The 15,360-nt window shown below is 73.4% G+C and carries 13 protein-coding genes; 11 read left to right on the forward strand and 2 right to left on the reverse strand.

Translation table 11 applies throughout. From position 1 onward, the window contains the following. Positions 1-931, forward strand: a 931-nt coding sequence (locus AXW62_RS30295; protein WP_159060988.1) for a PP2C family protein-serine/threonine phosphatase, incomplete at its 5' end; no start/stop codon positions are given. A 241-nt stretch (positions 932-1,172) separates the two neighbouring features. Further along, a complete protein-coding gene (locus AXW62_RS30300; RefSeq protein ID WP_060947322.1) occupies positions 1,173-2,669 on the forward strand; it encodes an aminopeptidase P family protein in 1,497 nt (498 codons plus the stop codon). A gap of 363 nt (positions 2,670-3,032) precedes the next feature. Here AXW62_RS30300 and AXW62_RS30305 read toward each other — a convergent pair whose 3' ends face one another. Beyond that, the gene (locus AXW62_RS30305) at positions 3,033-3,536 is read right to left on the reverse strand and encodes an ATP-binding protein (RefSeq protein WP_030830131.1); all 504 of its coding nucleotides are present in this window, start codon (positions 3,534-3,536) and stop codon (positions 3,033-3,035) included. A gap of 201 nt (positions 3,537-3,737) precedes the next feature. On the opposite strand from AXW62_RS30305, the gene AXW62_RS30310 reads away from it, so the two are divergent. The 9 genes from AXW62_RS30310 to AXW62_RS30350 all read left to right on the forward strand — a co-directional run bounded on the left by AXW62_RS30310 (position 3,738) and on the right by AXW62_RS30350 (position 14,089). After that, on the forward strand, positions 3,738-4,544 hold the full coding sequence (locus AXW62_RS30310; RefSeq protein ID WP_060947323.1) for a hypothetical protein: 807 nt from the start codon (positions 3,738-3,740) through the stop codon (positions 4,542-4,544). 95 nt (positions 4,545-4,639) lie between these two features. Further along, a complete protein-coding gene (locus AXW62_RS30315) occupies positions 4,640-5,383 on the forward strand; it encodes a YcnI family copper-binding membrane protein (protein ID WP_060947324.1) in 744 nt (247 codons plus the stop codon). A gap of 139 nt (positions 5,384-5,522) precedes the next feature. Beyond that, positions 5,523-6,182, forward strand: a complete 660-nt coding sequence (locus tag AXW62_RS30320; protein WP_060947325.1) for an SCO family protein — start codon at positions 5,523-5,525, stop codon at positions 6,180-6,182. Then, positions 6,179-6,694, forward strand: a complete 516-nt coding sequence (locus tag AXW62_RS30325) for a copper chaperone PCu(A)C (RefSeq protein WP_174556451.1) — start codon at positions 6,179-6,181, stop codon at positions 6,692-6,694. The genes AXW62_RS30320 and AXW62_RS30325 overlap by 4 nt, the downstream gene beginning before the upstream one ends. Positions 6,695-6,700: 6 nt before the next feature. Further along, entirely contained in the window at positions 6,701-8,896 is a 2,196-nt protein-coding gene (locus tag AXW62_RS30330) for a copper resistance protein CopC (RefSeq protein WP_079115877.1), read from the forward strand. Continuing rightward, a complete protein-coding gene (gene efeB / locus AXW62_RS30335) occupies positions 8,893-10,134 on the forward strand; it encodes an iron uptake transporter deferrochelatase/peroxidase subunit (protein ID WP_060947326.1) in 1,242 nt (413 codons plus the stop codon). The genes AXW62_RS30330 and efeB overlap by 4 nt, the downstream gene beginning before the upstream one ends. Before the next feature lie 116 nt (positions 10,135-10,250). After that, complete coding sequence (gene pheA, locus AXW62_RS30340) at positions 10,251-11,186, forward strand: prephenate dehydratase (RefSeq protein WP_060947327.1); 936 nt, start codon at positions 10,251-10,253, stop codon at positions 11,184-11,186. Positions 11,187-11,966: 780 nt separating this feature from the next. Then, the gene (gene serS, locus AXW62_RS30345) at positions 11,967-13,244 is read left to right on the forward strand and encodes a serine--tRNA ligase (protein WP_060947328.1); all 1,278 of its coding nucleotides are present in this window, start codon (positions 11,967-11,969) and stop codon (positions 13,242-13,244) included. Next, complete coding sequence (locus AXW62_RS30350) at positions 13,241-14,089, forward strand: HAD family hydrolase (protein WP_060947329.1); 849 nt, start codon at positions 13,241-13,243, stop codon at positions 14,087-14,089. The genes serS and AXW62_RS30350 overlap by 4 nt, the downstream gene beginning before the upstream one ends. A 185-nt stretch (positions 14,090-14,274) precedes the next feature. Here AXW62_RS30350 and AXW62_RS30355 read toward each other — a convergent pair whose 3' ends face one another. Further along, on the reverse strand, positions 14,275-15,270 hold the full coding sequence (locus tag AXW62_RS30355) for an Lrp/AsnC family transcriptional regulator (RefSeq protein WP_060947330.1): 996 nt from the start codon (positions 15,268-15,270) through the stop codon (positions 14,275-14,277). Positions 15,271-15,360 lie beyond the last annotated feature (90 nt).

Raw genomic sequence — 15,360 nt, forward strand, 5'->3', positions numbered from 1 at the left:
CGCCCCGGCCGCCGTCTCCCCGTCCGGCATCGCCGCCGCCATGGGCGCCGGCGGCCCCTCCGGGCGGCTCGGCGGAGCCGCCTGGCTCTACGACGAGCCCGCCGAGCCCGGGGAGCGCCAGCGCCACCTGGTGGGCCTGTACTGCGGCTACGCCGCCGCGCACATCGCCCGGCTGATCGAGCTCTCCCGCGCCCGCGCGGCCGTGGCGACCGTCCAGGAGGAGCTGCTGCCCACCCGGCTGCCCCGGATCCCCGGGGTGCGCCTGGCCGTCCGCCACCACCCCGGCCCGCGCGGCGGCGGGGACTGGTACGACGCGCTGCCGCTGCCGGACGGGGCGCTCGGGCTCTCGGTCGGCGGCGTCACCGGCTCCGGGCCGAGCGCCGTCGTCGCGATGGGGCGGCTGCGGTCCTCGCTGCGGGCGTACGCCGTGATGGAGGGCGAGGACCCGGTCGCCGTCCTGTCCGACCTGGAGCTGCTGCTGCGGCTGACCGAACCCGCCCGCTCCGCGACCGCCCTCTTCGCCTACTGCGAGCCCGGGACGCGCCGGGTGGTGCTGGCCGGGGCCGGGCACTGCCCGCCGCTGCTCACCGGGGAGCGGCGGACCGAGTTCGTGGAGACCACCCTGTCCGCGCCGCTGGGCATGCTCTCGTGCTGGGAGGCGCCCAGCGTCGAGATCGAACCGTCCCCCGGAGAAACGCTCCTCTTCTACAGCGACGGGCTGCTCCACCGCACCGGGGAGCCCATGGACCGGGCCTTCGCCCGGCTGCACACGGCGGCGGCGAGCGCCCCCAAGGGGGTCCGGGGCGATCCGGACGCCCTCGCCGACCATGTGCTCCGTACGGTCCTGCCCGACGGCCCGGCGGCCCCCGCGGGGCGGCCCTCGGAGGACGGCGCCGAGGACGTCGTGCTGCTCGTGGCCCACTTCGACTGAGGTGCGGGCGCCCGCGACCCCGCCCGCGTACCGGCCGGAGCGCGGGCGGGACCGTGGGCGCCCAGGCGCGGCCGAAACGGGGGCGGGGCCCCGGACCCGCTCTCCACCGAAACGTGAACGACGTCAAGGCGCCCAGTGCAGCGCCGGCGGGTCCGGCCGGTTCGAGCGGGGGCAGGGGTCCGCTGGAGCGGGGGCCGCCGGGGCCTGACGCCCTCCCGGCCGCCCTGTCCCCGCACATACCATGGGAGGGGTCCAGTTCGAGGAGGATGACGTGACCGAGGAGCCCACTCCCGCAGCCCCGGAGACCCCGGAAGGCGAGGAGCCCATCAAGCAGCGGAAGAACGGCCTCTACCCAGGCGTCTCCGACGAGCTCGCCGCGAACATGAAGTCCGGCTGGGCGGACACCGAACTGCGCGACCTGGAGCCGATCCCGCAGGCCCCGCACACCGCCCGCCGCCGCGCCGCGCTCTCCGCCCGGTTCCCCGGCGAGCGTCTGGTCATCCCGGCCGGCAACCTCCGCACCCGCTCCAACGACACGGACTACAGCTTCCGTGCCTCGACCGAGTACGCGTACCTCACCGGCGACCAGACCGAGGACGGTGTGCTGGTGCTGGAGCCCGAGGCGGGCGGCGGCCACACCGCGACGCTGTACCTGCTGCCGCGCTCCGACCGGGAGAACGGCGAGTTCTGGCTGGACGGCCAGGGCGAGCTGTGGGTCGGCCGCCGGCTCAGCCTTACGGAGGCCGAGAAGCGACTGGGGCTGCCCGCCAAGGACGTGCGCGAGCTGGCCGACGAGCTGAGGGCCGCGACCGGCCCGGTCCGTATCGTGCGCGGCCATGACGCCGCCCTGGAGGCCGCCCTGACCGACAAGGTCACCGGTGAGCGCGACGAGGAGCTGCGGGTCTTCCTCAGCGAGCAGCGCCTGATCAAGGACGAGTTCGAGATCGGACAGCTGCAGGCGGCCGTCGACTCGACGGTCCGCGGCTTCGAGGACGTCGTCAAGGTTCTGGACAAGGCGCAGGCCACCTCGGAGCGCTATATCGAAGGAACGTTCTTCCTCCGGGCCCGGGTCGAGGGCAACGACGTCGGCTACGGCTCCATCTGCGCCGCGGGCCCGCACGCCACCACCCTGCACTGGGTGCGCAACGACGGCCCGGTCCGCGCCGGCGATCTCCTCCTCCTGGACGCGGGCGTGGAGACCACCACCCTCTACACCGCCGACGTGACCCGCACCCTCCCGGTGAACGGCACCTACAGCCCGCTGCAGCGCAAGATCTACGAGGCGGTGTACGAGGCACAGGAGGCGGGCATCGCGGCGGTCCGGCCGGGTGCGAAGTACCGCGACTTCCATGACGCCGCCCAGCGCGTCCTGGCCGCCAAGCTCGTCGAGTGGGGCCTGGTCGAGGGCCCGGTCGAGCGGGTGCTGGAGCTGGGGCTCCAGCGCCGCTGGACCCTGCACGGCACCGGCCACATGCTCGGGATGGACGTCCACGACTGCGCCGTGGCCCGCACCGAGACCTATGTGGACGGCACCCTGGAGCCCGGTATGTGCCTGACGGTCGAGCCGGGGCTGTACTTCCAGGCCGACGATCTGACCGTGCCCGAGGAGTACCGGGGCATCGGCGTCCGGATCGAGGACGACGTGCTGGTGACGGAGGACGGCAACCGCGTGTTGTCGGCGGCGCTGCCGCGGACCGCCGACGACGTCGAGGCGTGGATGGCCCGGCTGACCGCCTGATGAGGCGGCGGGTGACCCGCCCGGTCAGAGTCCTGGGGGAGCGGCGCCGCCGCTCCCCCGGTCCGTTATCGGTGGCGCCTGAACCCCTCGCGGGGGTCACCGTGATTACGACGACGAGGGCGCCGGACCGGCTCCCGCTCCTCGGCATGCCGGGCGGCCCGCCCGCGGACCTCGTCCGGGACACCGCCCGGCAGCGGCGTGACCACCTCGGTGAGCGCTGGGACGGCCCGCTCCTTCCCGGTGCGGAACCCGCACCCCCGCCAGGGCGATGGATGGGCTCCTTGGCCCCCTGGCCCCCGCTCCAGAGTCGCCGACGCGGCCACGGCGCCACCACGGCGCCACCGCGACACGGTCACGACACGGTCATGACGCTCTGAGCAGCGCTCCTTCGCGCCACTTGAGGATCTTGTCGAAGCTCACCACCACCCCGCCGCGACCCGGACGGTCGCGGTAGCGGACGTGGTCGGTGAGGGCCTCGATGAGAAAGAGCCCCCGCCCGTGCTCCGCCTGCGGCGGAGCCGGACTGCGCGGCTGCTGCGGTCTCGGCGCGCCCGCCGGACGCCGCTCGTCCCGGGCGCGGGCGGAACGGCGGACGGTGCCGCGACCGGCGAAGCCGGGACCGGAGTCGGTGACCTCGATACGGCAGGTGTCGCCGTCGATGTAGGCCGTGACTCGATAATCCCCGCCCGTGCCGTCGTGACCCCCGTGCTCCACCGCGTTCGCACACGCCTCGGAGAGGGCGACCGACAGATCGTAGGAGATCTCCGGATCCACTCCGGCCGTCTCCATGGTGCCGAGGAGCAGTCGCCGTGCGAGCGGAACGCTCGCCGCCTCGCGGGGCAAATGGAGTGACCACCAGATGCTCATGCTCCAGCCTCCCGGCCGCGGCTCGACATACCGTTACGTATTGCCTGGGTCCATGGTCCGTAAGCGTGTTATCGGCGTGACTCCGCTCATTCAGCGGACGCGCTCGATGCGCGAACCGGTGTATGGGCCTGTCCCGGTGTGCGCCGGTACGCCCCACCCGCCGTAGGGAACGCGCCCGCCCAGTGGGATGATGGCGCCGCCATGGCTTCCCCTGTCGCCCGCGCCGGCGCCGATCTGCGAATGCTGCGGGCCGCGGTGTTCACCGCGGTCTGTGTCGTGCTGTCCGCGGCGGGGCATGTGCTGGCCTCCTGCGCGACCGTGCCGCTGTGGACGGTGGGCGTGGGCTGCGCGGCGGTGTTCACGGTCGCGCTGCCGCTGGCCGGGCGGGAGCGGTCGCTGCCCGGGATCGCGGCCCTGCTGGCCACCGGGCAGCTCGCGCTGCACACGCTCTTCACCCTCGGGCAGCAGCGGGCGGCCGCCGCCGCGGAGGCCGCCCACCGGGCCGACACCGCCGAGGGCCATGTGATCGGCCTGGCCGCCAGGCTGCTGTGCGCCTCGGGCCCCGGCCGGCCCGACGCCGCGACGGCCCACCGGATCGTCGCGCACGCGGGCATCGACGCCTCCGGCCCGCACACCATGGCGTCCCCCGGCGCCCCGGCCGGACACGCGGCCGGGCTGCCGGGGCTGTTGCCGTCGCTGCCGATGACCCTGGGCCATCTGCTCGCCGCGCTCGCCATCGGCTGGCTGCTGCGCCGTGGCGAGCGGGCCGTATGGCGGGCGGTACGGCTGTCGGCGGACGGGGCGCGCGGGGTCGCGGAGGCCGCGCTCGTACGGGCGCTGCGCGCCGCCCTGCGGCTCGTACGGATGCTCCTGGCCGGCCCGTGGGCGCCTTACGGCGGGCCGTGCGGTCCGCGCACGGCCGAGCGGGACGAGGGCGGGACGACGGCCCTCGTCCTCCAGCACAGCGTGATCAGGCGGGGACCGCCGGGCTACCACCTCGCGGCCTGACCGACGCGACCCTCCTCCAGCGGGACCGGAGGGCGGCCGCGGCGGCACCGCACGCGCGCCCACCCCCTGATCATTCCTGTCCCTGGAGTGTTGACATGAACGCCAAGCGTCTCCGTCGTCTGCCGGTCGTCGGGTGCCTCACCGCGGGCGGCCTGGTGCTGCTCGCCGCGGGCCCGGCCTTCGCGCACGTCAGCGTGCAGCCCGGCGAGGCCGAGAAGGGCGGCTACAGCACCATCAACTTCAAGGTGCCCAACGAGCGCGACGACGCCTCCACCGTCAAGCTCGAGGTGACCCTGCCCAGCGACCACCCGCTCGCCTCGGTCATGCCCCAGCCGGTGCCCGGCTGGGACATCAAGGTCACCAAGTCCAAGCTCGCCAAGCCCGTGGAGTCCCACGGCGAGAAGATCAACGAGGCGGTCACCAAGGTCACCTGGTCCGGCGGGAAGATCGAGCCGGGGATGTTCCAGCAGTTCCCGGTCTCGGTCGGCCAACTGCCCGAGGACGCCGACCAGATGGTGTTCAAGGCGCTCCAGACGTACGACAACAAGGAGGTCGTGCGCTGGATCGAGGAGCCCAAGGAGGGCGCCGCCGAGCCCGAGAACCCCGCACCGGTGCTCAAGCTGGTCGACCCGGCGAAGGGCGCGGACGGCCAGGGCGCCGACGCGGCCTCCGGCAAGGCCAAGGACGCGACGGCGGGGTCCGAGGCCGCCGCCTCGGACGCCTCGGACGACAAGGACGGCAGCGACACCACCGCCCGGGTGCTGGGCATCGCGGGCATCGTCATCGGCGCCGCCGGTGTCGCCTTCGGCGTGGTCGCCGGCCGCCGCCGCTCCGCCTGACCCCAGGCCACCCGAACCGACGGCGCGTACCGCCGGACACCGCGGGCCCCGAACCGGCCACGCGGCCCGGCGGGGCGGCGGGCCCCTCGTGCCCGCCGCCCCCGCGCCACCGATCCACCTCTCTTTGGAGAACAGCTCCATGCGCACCAAGATCCTGGCCACCGCGCTCGTCGCCACCGCCGCGCTCACCCTCACCGCCTGCGGGGGCTCCGACGGCGGGGGCACGGGCGACAAAGCCGCCGCCGAGGTCAAGGGGGGCCAGAAGCCCGGCCACGCCTTCGTCCTCGACGCCGCCAAGACCAAGCCGGACCTCATCCTCACCGACACCGACGGCAAGAAGTACGACCTGCTCAAGGAGACCAAGGGCCGCCCCACCCTGCTCTTCTTCGGCTACACCCACTGCCCGGACGTCTGCCCGCTCACCATGAGCAACCTCGGCATCGCCGAGAAGAAGCTGTCCAAGGCCGAGCGGGAGAAGCTGCGGGTCGTCTTCGTCACCACCGACCCCGCCCGCGACACCCCCAAGCGGATCCGCTCCTGGCTCGACGCCCAGGGCGGCACCGACTTCGTCGGCCTGACCGGCGGCTTCGACACCATCGAGGCCGCCGCGCGCTCGCTGGGCATCTACGTCGAGAAGCCGAAGAAGGAGAAGGACGGCAGCGTCACCGTCAGCCACGGCGCCGAGGTGATCGGCTTCTCGCCCAAGGACGACAAGGGCCACTGGCTCTACACCACGGACGCCTCGGCCGACCGGTACGCCAAGGACCTGCCGAAGATCATCGAGGGGCGGAACCCGTGACGCCGAGGCGTCCCGGCATCCGTAAGGCGACCGCCGCCGCCCTCGCCCTCGGTCTGTCCGCCGCCCTCGCCGCCTGCTCGGGCGACGGGGGCGGGAACGGCGGGAACGGCGGGGACGGCGGGAACGCCACCGGCCACGGGGGCGTCCCGAAGCTGTCCGTGAGCGGCGCCTACCTCCCGCGGCCGCCCATGACCGACATGGCGGCGGGCTTCCTGACCGTGCGGAACACCGGGGGCGGGGCCGACGAGCTGACGTCCGTCACCACCCCGCTCGCCGCCGAGGTCACCCTGCACAGCACCGAAGGCACCCGGATGAAGCAGGTCGGCTCGCTCGACGTCCCGGCGAACGGCCGGCTCGACCTGAGCAGCGGCGGAGATCATCTGATGCTGACAGATCTCACCCACCGGCCGAAGGTCGGTGAGAAGGTCACCTTCACCCTGCACTTCGCCACCTCCGACCCCATCGAGATCAAAGTCCCGGTCGAGCCCACGACGTACCGCCCCAAGGACTGACGCCCGATGCCCTCGCTGACCTCCCCGGCCACCGCCGGGCCCACCGCGACCCCCGCCCGGACCGCCGCGACCGCCGCGACCGCCCGGCGGCCGATGGCACGGCGGCTCGTGGCGATCTGCGGCGCCCTGCTGGCCGCGCTGCTGTGCGCGCTGAGCGTGGGCGCGAACTCCGCGTCCGCGCATGCCGCGCTCACCTCGACCGACCCCGAGGACGGCTCGGTGGTGCAGACCGCTCCCCGGGCGGTCACGCTGACCTTCTCGGAGGGCGTGCTGCTCTCCGGTGACTCGGTGCGCGTGCTCGACCCCGGCGGCAAGCGCGTGGACACCGGGAAGACCGCCCATGTCGGCGGGAAGTCGTCCACCGCCGCGGCCGGGCTGCACTCCGGGCTTCCGGACGGCACCTACACGGTGGCGTGGAAGGCGGTCTCGGAGGACAGCCACCCGGTGAGCGGCGCGTTCACCTTCTCCATCGGCGCGCCGTCCAAGACCAAGGCGAAGGTGCCGACGGGCGGGGCGTCCGACAGTACGGTCAGCGCCCTCTACGGGATCGGCCGCTACGCCGCCTACGGCGGTTTCGCCGCGCTGGTGGGCGGCAGCGTGTTCGCCGGGCTCTGCCGGTCCTCGCGCCCGGTGCGGAAGATCACCGTGGGCGGCTGGGTGACGCTCTTCACGTCCAGCCTGGTGCTGTTGCTGCTGCGCGGGCCGTACACCGACGGCGAGGGGCTCGGCGGCGTCCTCGACCTCGGCAGGCTGGGCGACGTGCTGTCCACCAAGCCGGGGGCGGCGCTGCTGTCCCGGCTGCTGCTGCTCGGCGCGGCGGCGGTCTTCCTGGCCGTCCTCTTCGGCTCGTACACCCGTCGCGCCGCGGATCCGGAGGCGGACCCGCGGCGCCGCCAGGACCTCGCCTTCGGGCTCGGCTTCGGCGGCACGGTGATGTCCGTGGGCCTCGCCGCGACCTGGGCCATGGCCGAGCACGCCTCGGTCGGCCTCCAGCGGCAGCTGGCCATGCCGGTGGACGTGATCCATCTGATCGCGGTCGGGGTGTGGCTGGGCGGCCTGGCCTCGCTCGCGGTGACGCTCCGGGCGGGCGAGCCGATCGAGCCGGCGGCGGTGCGCCGCTTCTCCCGGCTGGCCTTCGGCTCGGTCGTCGCCCTGGTGGTCACCGGGCTGTACCAGTCGTGGCGGCAGGTGGGCTCCTGGGGCGCGCTGACCGACACAGAGTACGGGCGATGGCTGCTGGTCAAGGTGGGTCTGGTGGCGGTGCTCGTGGGCATCGCGGCCGTCTCGCGACGCTGGACCGGCCGCCTTGGCGACGCCACGGGGACGACAGCGGGGGCTTCTTCGACGACGGCCTCGGGGACTGCCGCGGAGGCGGGTTCGGAGGCCGGTTCGGACACCCCGTCGGAGCCGGAGACCCCGTCGGAGACGGAGAACGCGGCGAAGGCCGAGGGGGAGCCGGAGAACGCGGCGGGGATCAAGGACGCGGTGAAGTCCGCGCGGCCGGTCCGTACCGGCGCGGCCGGCACGGTCGCGGACGCCCCCGCCGATGCCGGAACCGAGCCCGGCGAGGAGTCCGGTGCCGGGCCCGGTGACAGCGCCGGGAGCGGCACCGCCGCCGACGACCCCGTCCGCGCCGCCCAGCTCGCCCGCCAGCAGGCCGCCAGGAACAGGACCGCCACGCTGCGGAAGCGCGACGCCGACCCGGTGCGCAGCGGGCTGCGCCGGTCGGTGCTCGCCGAGACCATCGTGGCCGTGGTGCTGCTCGCGGTGGCCACCGTGCTGAGCGCCACCCAGCCCGGCCGGGCCGAGACCGGGCGGACCGCCGCGGCCACGAACCCCGGCGACCGGCTGAACGTGGACCCGGTGAGCGTGCTCATCCCGTACGACACCGGCCCCAAGAGCGGCCGCGGCAAGGCCGTGGTCATGATCGAACCCGCCCTGCCGGGGGACAACGCGCTGCATGTCTTCACCACCGACCTGGCCGACCGCCCCGTGGACGTGCCCGAGGTCAAGGTGTCGCTGACGCTCGGGCAGAAGGGGATCGGGCCGCTGCGCGTCCCGCTCGAGCACCTGTCCACCGGACACTGGAGCGCCAGGACCGTCCAGCTCCCCATGGCCGGCACCTGGCAGCTCTCCCTGACCGTACGGACCTCCGACATCGACCAGGTGACGGAGACCAGGAACGTGAAAGTCGCTCAATGACGACAGAGCAAGCACCCTCCCCCGGCATCTCCCGGCGGCGTCTGCTGGGCTCGGCGGGCGCCGCGGGCGCGGCCGGACTGGTCGCCGGCGGGGCCGCCGGTGCCTACGCGTCCGAGGCGGCGCGGGAGACACCCGAACCCCTCACCTCCGTGGGCGCGACCGCCGTGCCCTTCCACGGCGGGCGCCAGGCGGGCATCACCACCCCCCTCCAGGCCCACGGCCATCTCCTCGCCTTCGACCTGAAGGCCGGTGCGAACCGTAAGGCGGCCGCCGCCCTGCTGCGCCGCTGGTCGCGGACGGCCCGGCAGCTGACGGCGGGCGAGGCCCCGCCGGACGACACGGGGATCGCGCTCGACGCCGGTCCCTCCTCCCTTACGGTCACCTTCGGCTTCGGCCGGACCTTCTTCGGCAAGGTGGGGCTCGAGGACCGGCTGCCGGAGGCACTCGCCCCGCTCCCCCACTTCGTCTCGGACGCGCTCGACCCCAAGCGCAGCGACGGCGACCTGTGGATCCAGATCGGCGCCGACGACGCGCTCGTCGCCTTCCACGCGCTGCGCGCACTGCAGCGCGAGGCCGCCGGAACGGCCCGGCTGCGCTGGCAGATGAACGGCTTCAACCGCACCCCCGGCGCCACCGACCGCCCCATGACCACCCGCAACCTGATGGGCCAGATCGACGGCACCAACAACCCCAAGCCGACGGACGACGACTTCGAGCGGCGGATCTTCGTACCGGAGAAGGGGGAGCCCGCGTGGATGGCGGGCGGTTCCTACGCGGTCGTCCGGCGCATCCGGATGCTGCTGGACGCGTGGGACCACCTCTCCCTGGAGCGGCAGGAGAAGGTGATCGGCCGCCGCAAGTCGGACGGCGCCCCGCTGTCCGGCGGCACGGAGACCACCCCGGTCCGGCTCGACAAGGTCAACGCGGACGGTTCGCTGGCCATCGCGGGCGCCGCCCATGTGCGGGTCGCGGCGCCCGCGTCCAACCAGGGCGCCGCGATGCTGCGCAGGCCCTTCTCGTACCACGACGGCTTCCGCGCCGACGGGGCGCCGGACGCCGGGCTGCTGTTCATCGCCTGGCAGGCGGATCCGATGAAGGGGTTCGTCCCGGTGCAGCGGAAGCTGGACCTGGGCGACGATCTCTCGCGGTTCCTGCGGCACGAGGCGAGCGCGCTGTTCGCGGTGCCGCCGGGCTGCGCCCCGGGGGAGTACGTGGGTCAGGCACTCTTGGAGGGATAGGGAAGGGACGAGCCGCGTCCGAGCCGGTGCGCCCATGGGTGCTCGGCAAGCGGTCGGCCGGCCGGGCCGACACGGGTATCGTGACGGGTCTCGTCTGATCACAGGGAGCGACCGTGATGTCGGCCAGCCGCTATGCCTACCTCGGCCCCGAGGGCACCTTCACCGAGGCCGCCCTGCGGTCCATGCCGGAGGCCGCCACCCGGGAGCTGGCACCGATGGTCTCCGTGGCGGCGGCACTCGACGCCGTGCGCTCCGGCGCCGCGGCGGCCGCCCTGGTGCCCATCGAGAACTCGGTCGAGGGCGGCGTCACCGCGACCCTCGACGAGCTCGCCACCGGCGAACCGCTGATGATCTACCGCGAGGTGCTGCTGCCGATCAGCTTCGCGCTGCTGGTGCGGCCGGGCACCACGCTCGCGGACATCAAGACGGTGACCGGGCACCCGGTCTCCCAGCCCCAGGTCCGCAACTGGCTCGCGGCGAACCTCCCGGACGCCGTGTGGGAGTCGGCCGCCTCGAACGGGGACGGCGCGCGGCTGGTGCAGGAGGGGCGGTACGACGCGGCGTTCGCGGGCGAGTTCGCCGCGTCCCGGTACGGTCTGGAGCCGCTGGTCACCGACATCCACGACGCGCAGAACGCGATGACCCGCTTCGTCCTGGCCGGCCGCCCCGCCCGGCCCGCGGCCTGGACGGGCGCGGACAAGACCTCCCTGGTGCTCTGGCTCGGTGACGACCACCCGGGCGCGCTGCTGGAGCTGCTCCAGGAGTTCTCCGCACGCGGGGTCAACCTGGTGCGGATCGAATCGCGCCCGACCGGCGAGGGCATCGGCCGCTACTGCTTCTCGGTGGACTGTGAGGGGCACATCACCGACCGGCGGGTGGGCTCGGCCCTGATGGGGCTGAAGCGGATCTGCCCGAAGGTGCGGTTCCTGGGCTCGTATCCGCGGGCGGGTATGTCGCCGGAGGACATGGCGCCGCTGCGGCACGGGACCTCGGACGAGGCGTTCGCGGAGGCGGCGGAGTGGCTGGCCCGCTGCCAGGACGGCCGGGCCTGACCCGCAGCGGCGGGCACGGGCACGGGCGCGGGGGCTTTCGGGCGGGGCCCTGGGCCCTCTGACGCCTCCGGCATCGCTCACGGCGCCTCCGGCGGACGGCGCTCCGTGCCGGACCGGGCCTCCTGGCCGCCGCCGGAGGCGCCTCCCAGTCGCGTCCCGGCCGCTTCCCAGTCGCCTCCCAGTCGCGTCCCGGCCGCGTCCCCGCCGCCGAAGAGCGGCTTCGGGCGCTGTGCTCGCCTCCCGGCCTGGGGATCACCGGAACCGCTGCGGAAAAGTTATCCACAGACTGGCGGGGTGTGCTGGGGATAAGTCGACATGGCCAAAACCAGCAAGCAGCGCCTGTCACCACAATCACCGCATCCACCCCCATCACCGGACATCATTCCCCTGTCACCCCAATTCGCCCGAGCAACCCTTTGGAGTGAGGGATTCGTGTCTTGTGGAGTGTGTGAAAGCGGTTTGACAGGGGAATCCATCGCCGAGCATGTGGGCGGCCTAAACGATCACCGTGACATCCACAGATCCCACACACAGGCTGTGGATAACCCCGGGGCTTCCCGCCGCCCCTGTGGACAACCCATCCCCAACTCGCCCTGCCCACAAGGGAAGAGAGTCGCCTCCACGCCGCCTCTTTGCCCCGTTTAGGGGAGTGCATGAGCATTCCTTGACGGCGGCCGTCACAGGAATTCCCCGGTTTACCCACAGCCACAAGAGGGGTCAAACCGGGACGCACAGGAATATCGCGTCGAGCGCCCGAGACCACACCGGTAACCTGGTGGGGTGATTGACCTTCGCCTGCTCCGTGAGGACCCCGATCGTGTGCGCGCCTCCCAGCGCGCCCGTGGAGAGGACGTCGGCATCGTCGACGCGCTCCTGACCGCCGACGAGCGGCGCAGGTCCTCCAGTGTCCGCTTCGACGAGCTGCGCGCCGAGCAGAAGGCGCTCGGCAAGCTCATCCCGAAGGCCGCCGGTGACGAGAAGGCCGAGCTGCTGAAGAAGGCGGGCGAGCTGTCCGCCGCCGTGAAGGCGGCCGACGCCGAGCAGGACGCGGCCGCCGAGGAGACCCAGCGGCTGCTGCTCCAGCTGGGCAACCTGGTCCATCCGGAGGTGCCGATCGGCGGCGAGGACGACTTCGCCGTCCTGGAGACGGTCGGCACCCCGCGCGACTTCGAGGCCGAGGGCTTCGCGCCCAAGGACCACCTGGAGCTGGGCGAGCTGCTCGGCGCGATCGACACCGAGCGCGGCGCCAAGGTCTCCGGTTCGCGCTTCTACTACCTGACGGGGGTCGGCGCCCTGCTGGAGTTCGCACTGGTGAACGCGGCGATGGCGCAGGCCACCGCGGCGGGCTTCACCCCGGTGCTCACCCCGGCGCTGGTCAAGCCGAAGGCCATGGAGGGCACCGGCTTCCTCGGCCAGGCCGCGGACGACGTCTACCACCTCGACAAGGACGACCTCTACCTGGTCGGCACCTCCGAGGTGCCGCTGGCCGCGTACCACATGGACGAGATCCTGGACGCGGGCGAACTGCCGCGGCGCTACGCCGGGTTCTCCTCCTGCTTCCGTCGCGAGGCCGGGTCGTACGGCAAGGACACCCGGGGGATCTTCCGGGTGCACCAGTTCGACAAGGTCGAGATGTTCGTCTACACGACCCCGGAGGACGCCGAGGCCGAGCACCAGCGGCTGCTGGAGTGGGAGAAGCAGTGGCTGACCTCCCTGGAGCTGCCGTTCCGGGTGGTCGACCTGGCCTCGGGTGACCTGGGCTCGTCGGCGACGCGGAAGTTCGACTGCGAGGCGTGGATCCCGACCCAGGGCAAGTACCGCGAGCTGACCTCGACCTCCAACACCACCGAGTTCCAGTCCCGGCGGCTGTCGGTCCGGATGCGCGAGGGCAAGCGGGTCCGCCCGCTGGCCACGCTCAACGGCACGCTGTGCGCGGTGACCCGGACCATCGTCGCGATCCTGGAGAACCACCAGCAGGCCGACGGCTCGGTGCGGGTGCCCGAGGCGCTGCGGCCGTTCCTGGGCGGACGCGAGGTCCTGGAACCGGTAGCCCGATGAGCGACGGCGCACGGAACGGCGCCGGTGAGGGTGATGAGCTGCCCTACCGCCTGGTCGCGACCGATCTCGACGGGACCCTGCTGCGCCCGGACCACACCGTCTCGGCGCGGACCCGTGAGGCGGTCGCCGCGGCCACCGCGGCGGGCGCCGCGCACATCGTCGTCACCGGCCGGACCGTCCCGGTGGCCCGGCACATACTCGAGGACCTCGGGTACCAGGGGCTCGCGGTGTGCAGTCAGGGCGCACAGCTCTACCACGCGGGCGAGCACCGGCTGCTGACCTCCGTCACGCTGGACCGCCGGGTGGCCCAGCTGGCGCTGGAGAAGATCGAGGCGGAGATCGGGCCGCTGCGGCTGGCCGCGGCCCGCGACGGGCTGGACGGCGAGGTGCTGTTCGGCGAGGGGTACCGGATGGACGACGAGGGGATTCCCCGGGTGTCGTTCGCGGACCCGGAGGAGATGTGGTCCCAGCCCCTCAGCAAGCTCTACATCCAGCACGCCGAGCTGGGCGACGACGCGCTCGCGGACGCGGCCCGGACGGCCGCCGGTGGCCTGGTCGGGGTGACGATGGCCGGCACCGGGCTGGTGGAGCTGCTGCCGCTGGGGCTGACCAAGGCGACGGGGCTGTCGATGGCCGCGCGCCGGCTGGGGATGACCGCCGACGACGCGATCGCCTTCGGCGACATGCCCAATGACATCCCGATGTTCGGCTGGGCCAAGCACGGTGTCGCGATGGCGAACGCGCACCCGGACCTCAAGGCCGTCGCCGACGAGATCACCGCGTCCAACACGGAGGACGGCATCGCCGTGGTGCTGGAGCGGCTCTTCCCGGCGGCGGGCCGGTGAACCGGCCGGGTGCCGGCGCGGCCGCCCGGCGTCCGGGACCGGCGGCGGCGACCGGGCCACCGGCCGCGGTCCGAGGGCCCGGAGGGGTCGGCCGAAGACCTTGACCGCCTGGTAGTACGTCCAGGCCGTGTTCGACCACCGGGGTTTCGCAAGTTATCTCCAACGACCGCTGACAGGCGGGCCGTTCAGGCCCGCCAGGGGGACGGAGGGCTGAGCAGTGCCCCCGGGCCCTTGATCCGCCGGAGGATCGGGGAAATCTCCATGTCCCGCACGGCGGGCAGTTCGGCGATGCGGGTGGTCAGATAGGTGTAGAGGGCCGGGACATCGGCGCAGACCACGGTCGCCAACAGATTCTTCGACCCGGTGGTCGCACAGGCGAACGCCACCTCGGGATGGTCCGCGAGCGTCTGCCCGGTGGCGGCGAGATCCGATGGCCGCACCGAAAGCCACATCGTGGCCCTGACCCCCTGTCGGAACATCCGGGTCGAGTAGTCGACATCGAAGTACAGGGTGCCGTCGGCGCGCAGCTCCGCCATCCGGCGGCGCACCGTCGACTGGGACCAGCCGGTGACGGCGGCCAGTTCGGTCAGCGGCGTCCGACCGTCCCGTACGAGGACGTCCAGCAGCTTGCGGTCCTCGGCGCCCACCGGCCGGCGCGGGCCCTCCGGCCGGCGGGCCGCGGGTGGGCGCAGCCGCTCGACCTGCTCGTCCGTCAGCGTGTCGGACTTGTTGACCGGACTCTGCTCCCCGCCGAAGTACTCGTGCAGCACACAGTGGGCGCTCACCCCCACCACCCGTGGCGTCTGCGGGAGTTTGCGCAGCAGCAGTGTGTCGCTGTCCTGCCCGGACGCCGCCCGTGTGGACGCGGCGACCTCGGTGCCGTCGGACAGCACGCTCACCCAGGAGGTGTCGGTGCGCCGGGCCAGCGCCTCGGCCACCGCCAGGGCGGCGTCCGGCAGGCACCGCACCCGCACCAGCCAGACCACGTCACCGACCGCCGCCGGATCGGTGAGCCCCAGCACCCGGATCGCCCCCGTGGTCCGCAGCCGGGTGTAGCGGCGCGCCACGGTCTGGTCGGAGACGCCCAGCACCCTGGCGATCCGGCTGAACGGGGCCCGCCCGTCGAGTTGGAGGGCGTGCACCAGCGCCCGGTCCAGGTCGTCGAACGCATCGGATTCCACCACTCCACGCTAGCGGGGTGTCGGATACCGCCGACGGGTCGGTGCCGGCTGGAGCGAACGGCCCGGTCAGAGCGACCGTAAGAGGAGCGG

The organism is Streptomyces hygroscopicus subsp. hygroscopicus (assembly GCF_001553455.1).
GTDB lineage: Bacteria > Actinomycetota > Actinomycetes > Streptomycetales > Streptomycetaceae > Streptomyces > Streptomyces hygroscopicus.